Annotated in this window: 1 protein-coding gene; it reads left to right on the top strand. The window is 45.6% G+C overall.

The features are described 5' to 3' along the window. The coding region (locus R7Q47_RS24795; protein WP_318089932.1) for an EAL domain-containing protein at window positions 1-1,336 on the top strand (1,336 nt) is incomplete at both ends.

Genomic DNA, 1,336 nt, shown 5'->3' with positions numbered 1-1,336 from the left:
GATCGAAGAATTACAGGATGCGCGTCAGGAGCGCAGCCGCTTTGATACCTTTATCCGCACTCAAACTTTTCTCGATAAGCTCACTGGAACAGCCAATCGAGTGCTCTTTGATAGCAAGCTGGAATCGGCTCTTTTAGAGAGTGGCGCACGTGGCGCGGTCTTGCTGATTCGTATTCAAGATTGGAAGCTCGTGGAAGAAGAGCAAGATAAGCAAATCACCGACGAGTTTATTGTTGAAGTCGGCAGCTTGTTATCCAATTTAGTGCAGCGTTACCCAGACGTGGTGTTCTCTCGTTATTACGATGCCGATTTTGCACTGTTCTTACCTCATCAAAGCGCCAAAGATGTTGCCAACTTGGCCTCACAATGTATTCGTCAACTAGAGAAACTTACGCCGCCAGATCCGCTCGACCCCGACAACTGGTGCCATATTGGTATCACTATGTACAAAGAGGGAGAGCGACACAGCCAAATTATTGATGAGGCGGAAACGGCACTCAGAAGTGCGCAGCTACAAAACAACAATAACTGGAGCCGTTTTAAGAAATGGAACCACGATGAAGAAGCGCGCGGAAGTGTGAGATGGCGTACGTTATTTGATACGGCACTTACATCAGAAAATGTGATACTCTACGCACAATCGGTTCACTCAATAAGTGATGCGACGCATAAAAAAGCCTTGCACGAAGAGTTAACATGTCGAATTCGGGATCCTGAAAATGGCATTGTTAAAGCGTCCCGGTTCATCTCTGCTATCAGACAAGTGGGCTATGAAGCTCAAATGGATAGAGCTGTACTTCATAAATTCTTAAAAGACTTTAAAGAGAATTTTGACAGCTCTAAAAATTATGCTCTAAATCTAAATGTGACGCCTTTTTCGAGTCGCGAATACTTCAAGTGGTTTCGTGATGAACTCTTACAGTTGTCACGCGAGCAGAGAAAGTGTCTCAATTTTGAGTTTGTGGAAGCACAATTTGTAAGACACTTAGACTTTATGCGACCAGTCGCTAAAATGCTGGCCGGTTTGGGATGCCATCTCATGGTGGGGCAAGCGGGACGAACCATCGTCAGCACTCACTACCTAAAAGAAGTGGACATTCGTTATCTCAAGCTTCATCGCAGCTTGGTAGCAAAAATCGATCAGCGACATGAGAACCAGCTTTTTGTCCGCAGTATGCTAGGTGCAGCGGCGAACAGCAAAACCAAAATCATAGCAGTGGGAATTGAGAATCAACAAGAGCTAAACACGCTTCTTGAATTAGGTGTGTACGGCGGACAAGGACGCTATTTTTCTGCAGAGCAGCAATATCTTCCTCGCCCACAAACAGCGCAACAT

This window comes from Vibrio sp. Vb0349, assembly GCF_033338975.1.
Note: the sequence above shows the minus strand (reverse complement) of the source record. Positions and strands in the feature narration are given on the sequence as shown.